Annotated in this window: 3 protein-coding genes; 1 reads left to right on the top strand and 2 read right to left on the bottom strand. The window is 67.5% G+C overall.

The window, feature by feature from the left end:
* A partial coding sequence (locus tag BRAS3809_RS20905; RefSeq protein ID WP_083839140.1) for an NAD-dependent malic enzyme occupies positions 1-1,459 on the bottom strand: 1,459 nt, incomplete at its 3' end.
* A 196-nt stretch (positions 1,460-1,655) separates the two neighbouring features.
* Positions 1,656-2,960, bottom strand: coding sequence for an NRAMP family divalent metal transporter (locus BRAS3809_RS20910; RefSeq protein WP_008964022.1), 1,305 nt, complete (start codon positions 2,958-2,960; stop codon positions 1,656-1,658).
* 126 nt (positions 2,961-3,086) lie between these two features.
* Between BRAS3809_RS20910 and BRAS3809_RS20915 the strand changes: the two genes are divergently transcribed.
* Positions 3,087-6,986, top strand: coding sequence for an ATP-binding response regulator (locus BRAS3809_RS20915; RefSeq protein WP_035657373.1), 3,900 nt, complete (start codon positions 3,087-3,089; stop codon positions 6,984-6,986).
* Positions 6,987-6,993: the final 7 nt, after the last annotated feature.

Raw genomic sequence — 6,993 nt, forward strand, 5'->3', positions numbered from 1 at the left:
CGCCGGTCACGCAATTCGCAAGCGTGTGGGCCGCGGCCATGAACATCTCGTCGGTCACGAGCCGCGCGCCGCTGGCGATGGCGCCGAGGCCGACGCCGGGGAAGATGTAGGAGTTGTTGCCCTGGCGCGGCACGAAGGTCTTGCCGTCGAGCTTGACCGGGTCGTACGGGCTGCCGCAGGCGAACAGCGCGCGCCCCTGCGTGTAGCGATAGGCCGCCTCCGCCGAGCATTCCGCCTTCGAGGTCGGGTTGGACAGCGCGAAGATGATCGGGCGCTCGTTGAGCTCGGCCATCGCCTGCAGCACCTCCGGCGTGAAGGCGCCGCCGACCGCGGCCACGCCGATGATCGCCGTCGGCTTGAGCGTCTTGATCGCCGACAAGAAGTCGCCGATCGGCGCCTGGTCGTGCGCATAACGCAGCTTGTGGCCGTGGAGATTGTCGCGCCCCTTGATGACGAGGCCGCGCGAATCCGTCAGCCAGTTGCGCCGCAGCGCCTCCGCCTCGGACAGGCCTTCGGCCATCATCGCCGAGACGACGAGATCGGCGATGCCGGTCGCCGCTTCGCCGGCGCCGAGAAACAGTACGGTCTGGTCGCGCAGCTTGCCGCCGGTGATGCGCAGCGCCGAGAACAGGCCGGCGAGCGCCACTGCCGCGGTGCCCTGGATGTCGTCGTTGAAGACGCAGGCCTCGTCGCGATATTTGTGCAGCAGCTTGAACGCCGCGTGGTTGGCAAAGTCCTCGAACTGGATCAGCACCCCGGGGAAGGCGGCGCGGGCCGCGGTCATGAACTCGTCGACAAAGGCGTCATAGGCCTCGCCGGTGAGCCGCTTCTGCCGCAGTCCGATGTAGTAGGGATCGGCCAGGAACTCTTCATTGTTGGTGCCGACGTCGAGCATGACCGGCAGGCATTCCTCGGGATGAATGCCGGCGCAGGCCGAGTACAGCGACAGCTTGCCGACCGGGATGCCCATGCCGTTGGCGCCGAGGTCGCCGAGGCCGAGGATGCGCTCGCCGTCGGTGACGACGATCAGCCTGGCGCGGTACGGCCAGTTGGCGAGGATCTCGGCGATGCGGCCGCGGTCGTTGGCCGAGATGAACAGGCCGCGCGGACGCTGGAAGATCAGGCCGTACTTCTGGCAGGCGAGGCCGACGGTCGGCGTGTAGATCAGCGGCTGGATTTCGTCGATGTTGTCGCACACCACGCGGAAGAACAGCGCCTCGTTGCGGTCGTGCAGCGCGTTCAGCGCGACGTACTTCTCGAGATCGCTGGAAAGGCTGCGCAGGTTGACCAGGATGCGCTCGGCCTGGGCCTGCATCGACATCACGCCCGCGGGCAGGAAGCCGCGCAGGCCGAGCGCGTCGCGCTCCTGCTCGGTGAAGCCGGTGCCCTTGTTGAGCAGGGGATCGCGCAGCAGCGTCAGCCCGCGCGGGGAATAGGTCGACAGCGGCGGTGCGCTCATACGTTGCGGTTGGGTCAATGCAATCTCCGAGGTGCTTTGTTCGAGCCTCGCCATACCGGAGCGCGCCGGCGTTGATCGGCATCAACAGCGGCGGGATGGCGGGAGGCGACTGTTAACACAGTTTGCGTTCCGCGTTGCAGCAATGACGTTGTGCAACTGCGTTGCAGCGGACGCAGACGGAGATGGCGGACGTGCTCTAGGCCTGTCCCGTGACGAATGACCACAGCAGCGCCACGACGGCGACCGCCATGATCGCGGTGCCGACCCAGCCGAGGCCGATCAGCCAGGACCTGGCGCGGAAGCGGCCCATCAGCCCGGCATTGGAGACGATCACCATCATCATCGCCATGATCGGCACCGCCGCGATGCCGTTGAGCACGGCGCTCCACACCAGCATGTGGATCGAATCGATGCCGGTGAAACCGAGGCCGAAGCCGATGATCGTGGCCGCGGCGATGATGCTGTAGAAGCCGGCCGCCTCGTCCGGCTTGGCCTCCAGGGTCGCGTGCCAGCCGAAGATCTCGGCGACCCCATAGGCGGCCGATCCCGCCAGCACCGGGATCGCCAGCATGCCGGTGCCGATGATGCCGAGCGCGAACAGGAGGAAGGTGAAGTCCCCAGCCAGCGGCCGCAGCGCCTCGGCCGCCTGTGTCGCCGAGTCGATCTTGGTGATGCCATGGCCGTGCAGCACCGTCGCGGTCGTCAGGATGATGAAGAAGGCGATGGCGTTCGAGAAGATCATGCCGATGGTGGTATCGATCCGCATGCGCCGAAGCTCGGGATGATTCTTCCAGGAGAGCTCGCGCAAGGGAGGATCGACCTTGCCCTGGTTCATCTCCTCCACCTCCTGCGAGGCCTGCCAGAAGAACAGATACGGGCTGATGGTGGTGCCGAGCACGGCGACCACCGTGAGCAGGTAGTCGGCATCGGTGGACGGTCTCGGCCAAACCGCTGCGAGCAGCGCCGTGCTCCACGGCACCTTGACCATCAGCGCCGTGGCGACATAGGCGAACAGGCTGAGCGTGAGCACCTTGATGAACGGGGCATAGCGCCGGTAGGGCAGAAAGACCTGCAGCAGGGTCGAGGCGGCCGCAAAGATCAGCGCATGCTCGTGGTTGAGGCCGCCGATCACGAGCGACAGCGACTCGGCCATGGCGGCGATGTCGGCCGCGATGTTGAAGGTGTTGGCGCCGACCAGCAGCGCCACCAGGGCGAAGACGATCCAGCGTGGCGCGAGCGCGGTGATGTTGGCCGCGAGACCCTTGCCGGTGACGCGCCCGATGCGGGCGCTCACCAGTTGAATTGCGATCATGAAGGGCGTCGTCAGGAACACCGTCCAGAGCAGCCCATAGCCGAATTGCGCGCCGGCCTGGGAGTAGGTCGCGATGCCCGATGGGTCATCGTCGGCCGCGCCGGTGACGAGACCCGGGCCCAGCAGCCGGAAGACGCTCCAGTTCGATCGCTTCGGCTTGTTCGGCTCGGATGCAACGATCATCGTCACGGCGGCGGTCTCCGGAGACAGCGGATATGTCTCGAAGTCGCGACGGGCCCTTTTTGTTCCGCTTGTTGGAACCGCAAGGGAATACCGACGTTTCCCGTGACGGCGGAATTCGGAATGGGGGGACGTTTGCCGGATCGGCGGCAACCAGGACAAGACGTTGGACTCGGCGCGGCCGAGCGCGAGCGGCTTTTTTCCGGCGGCAGCGAGCTCGCGGGACTGATGCTGCGGCTTGACTGGGCGAGCACTCCCATCGGTGCGCCCGAGCAATGGCCGCAGAGCCTCAAGACCGCCGTGAGGATCATGCTCACGTCCCAGCAGCCGATCTGGATCGGCTGGGGACGGGAGCTGATCTATCTCTACAACGATCCGTACAAGGCAATTATCGGCGGCAAGCATCCCTGGGCGCTCGGCCGGCCCACATCCGAGGTGTGGCACGAGATCTGGGAGGACATCGGGCCGCTGCTGGCGAAGGCGAGCGGGGGCGACCAGGGGACCTATGTCGAGGCGCAGCTCCTGATCATGGAGCGCAACGGTTTTCCCGAAGAGACCTACTACACCTTCTCCTACAGCCCCATTCCCGACGATGACGGCTCGCCGGGCGGAATCTTCTGCGCCAATACCGATGACACCCAGCGCGTGATCAGCGAGCGCCAGCTGTCGCTGTTGCGCGCGCTCGCCAATGCCGGAGCCGAGGCGCGCAGCGTCGACCAGGCCTGTGCGAGCTGCGCGCAAGCGCTGGCACAGGAGCCGCGCGATCTGCCTTTCGTCATGATCTACATGACCGAGCCCGACGGCGAGACGGCGCGGCTCGAAGCCTTGACCGGTATCGCGCGCGATCATCCCGCCGTGCAGCCGCGGCTGCGGCTTCACCCTGAGCAACCGTGGCCCCTCGCCGAGGCGCTGCGGCGACAGGCGGCCGTGCTGGTCCGCGAGCTGCCGCGCGTATTCGGCGTCGCCTTCCCAAGCGGCGGCTGGCGCCAGCCGCCGCAGCAGGCGGTGGTGATGCCCATCCCGTCCTCCGGGGAGACGGGGCAGGGCGGCTTCGTCATCGCCGGACTCAATCCGTTCCGCCTCTATGACGAGAGCTATGCGCGCTTTCTCAATCTCGTCGCTGGACAGATCGCGGCTGCCGTCAGTAATGGCGGCGCCTACGAGGCCGAGCGCCGCCGCGCTGAGGCGCTGGCGGCGGTCGATCGCGCCAAGACGACGTTCTTCTCCAACATCAGCCACGAATTTCGCACTCCGCTGACGCTGATGCTCGGTCCGCTCGAGGACATGCTCGCGCGCGACGAGGGGATCATTGCTGCCGAGGAGCGGTCGGTCCTGAACCTGATCCACCGCAACGGCCTCCGCCTCATGAAGCTGGTAAACACGCTGCTCGACTTCTCCCGCATCGAGGCCGGCCGCATGACGGCACGGTTCGAGCCGGTCGATCTCGGCGCGCTGACGACCGAGCTGGTCTCCAACTTCCGCTCGGCGACCGACCGAGCCGGCCTGTGCCTCGTCATCGAGGCCGCCGCTCTTCCCGAGCCGGTCCATGTCGACCGCGACATGTGGGAGAAGATCGTGCTCAACCTGATCTCCAACGCCTTCAAGTTCACCTTCGAGGGCGAGATTGCGGTCGTGATCGGCCTGTCGGCGGACCGCCGCGATGCTGAGCTCCGGGTGCGCGACACCGGCACCGGCATTCCGCCGCGCGAGCTGCCGCATCTGTTCGAGCGCTTTCGCCGCATCGACGGCGCGCGCGGGCGCTCGATCGAAGGCAGCGGCATCGGCCTTGCGCTGGTCCAGGAGCTGGTGAAGCTCCATGGCGGCGAGATCACGGCTGAGAGCGAGTTCGGCCGCGGCTCCACGTTCACCGTACGCATTCCGCTCGGCACAGCGCATCTGCCGGCGGGGCAGGTGGCCAGCTCACGGGGGGAGGGCCCCGCCGGCCGCCGCGCGCAGGCCTACATCGACGAGGCACTGGGTTGGATGAGTGGCGATGTGTCGCTCGACCTGCCGCCTCCGTCCTCTCCCGATGATATCGGCCTTCAGCACGTGACCAGATCGGTGCGTGACCGCGTCGTCCTGGCGGACGACAATTCCGATATGCGCGACTACGTGCGTCGCCTGCTCGGCGACGAGTACGAGGTCGAGACTGTCGCCGACGGCGTTGCCGCGCTCGAGGCCATTCGCCGCCGCCGTCCCGATCTGATCCTGACCGACGTCATGATGCCGCGGCTGGACGGTTTCGGTCTTCTGAAGACGCTGCGCGGCGATGCGCAGTTGCGCGACGTTCCCGTGGTCATCCTGTCGGCGCGCGCTGGCGAGGAGGCGAAGGTGGAGGGGCTCGATGCCGGCGCCAGCGACTATCTGAGCAAGCCGTTCAGCGCGCGCGAGCTGCTGGCGCGCGTCCGGGTCAACATCGATCTCGCGCGTATCAGGCGCGCGGCCGAGACGACCCTGCGCGACGTGAACGAGCGGCTGGAAGCGCAGGTCTCGGAGCGCACAGCGGAGCTGCAGGCCAAGGAGGCGCGGCTTCGTACCGTCTTCGAGGCGAGCTACACGTTCCAGGCCCTGCTGTCGTCGGACGGGATCTTGCTCGACGCCAACGCGACGTCGCTCGAGGCGATCGCGGCGCCGTTGCACGAGGTGGCGGGGCAGCCATTCTGGGAGACGCCGTGGTTTGCGGGCACGCCAGGCATGCCCGAAGCGATCAGGGCGCTGGTCGACGCCGTGGCTCGCGGCGACGAGGCGCGCCAGGAGCTTCACCTCGACCTGCCGGTCGGCGGCTGGCGCTGGTTCGACTTCCAGATGCGTCCGGTGCGCGACGAGACCGGGCAGGTCGTGGCCATCGTGCCCGAGGCGGTGGAGCAGACCGAGCGGCGCAAGGCCGAGGAGGCCTTCCGCCAGGCGCAGAAGATGGAGGCGATCGGCCAGCTCACCGGCGGCGTCGCGCACGACTTCAACAATCTGCTGACCGTGATCCGCTCGTCGGCCGACCTGTTGCGGCGGCGCCAGCTGTCGCCGGAGCGCATGCGCCGCTATGTCGATGCGATCTCGGACACCGCCGACCGCGCGGCCAAGCTCACCGGCCAGCTGCTCGCCTTCGCGCGCCGCACGCCGATGGAGCGCCAGGTGTTCGATGTCGCCGGGCATATCGAGCAGATCGGCGACATGCTGCAGACCGTGCTCGGCGCACCCGCCGTGATCGAACTCGACCTCCGCGCGCGGCCGCTCCCCGTCGACGTCGACGTCAATCAGTTCGAGACCGCGCTGGTGAATCTCGTCGCCAATGCGCGCGACGCGATGAACGGCCGGGGTGTCCTGACCATCCGTGGCGACCGCGTTCAACAGCAAGGTGCGAGCGGAGCGCAGCCATTCGTCTCGATCGCGGTCAGCGACACCGGATGCGGCATCGCCGCAGATCAGATCGATCGCATCTTCGAGCCGTTCTTCACGACCAAGGGAGTCGGCCGCGGCACCGGGCTCGGCCTGTCGCAGGTCTACGGCTTCGTCCATCAGTCCGGCGGACGCGTGCTGGCGGACAGCGAGCTGGGCAAGGGCACGACGCTGACGCTGCTGCTGCCGCTCACCTCCAAGCCGCTAGGACGGCGCGAGCGAAACGAGGATCGTCCCGACACGCTCGCCGCGCGCTGGAATGTGCTGGTCGTCGAGGACAACCCCGAGATCGGCGAGTTCTCGACGCAGCTGCTCGAGGACCTCGGCTATCGCACCGTGCTGGCGCGCAGCGGCCTCGATGCGCTGCGCCTGATCGAGGATAATCCGGACGGTTTTGATCTCGTGCTCAGCGACGTTGTGATGCCCGGAATGGACGGCGTGACGCTCTGCCAGGAGATCCGAAGGCGTCTTCCGAGCATCCCGATCGTGCTCAACAGCGGCTATAGCGATGTCCTGGCCGACGGCGACCGCCACGGCTTCAGCCTGATCCACAAGCCCTATTCGGTGGACGAGCTGTCGCGCGTGCTGCGCCAGGTGATGGCCGCCCGCGGGGCGGATCCCTCGCCGGCGCCGTCCGCCTAGTCCTACT

Origin of the sequence: Bradyrhizobium sp. STM 3809, assembly GCF_000239795.1 — a bacterium.
Taxonomy (GTDB): Bacteria; Pseudomonadota; Alphaproteobacteria; order Rhizobiales; family Xanthobacteraceae; genus Bradyrhizobium.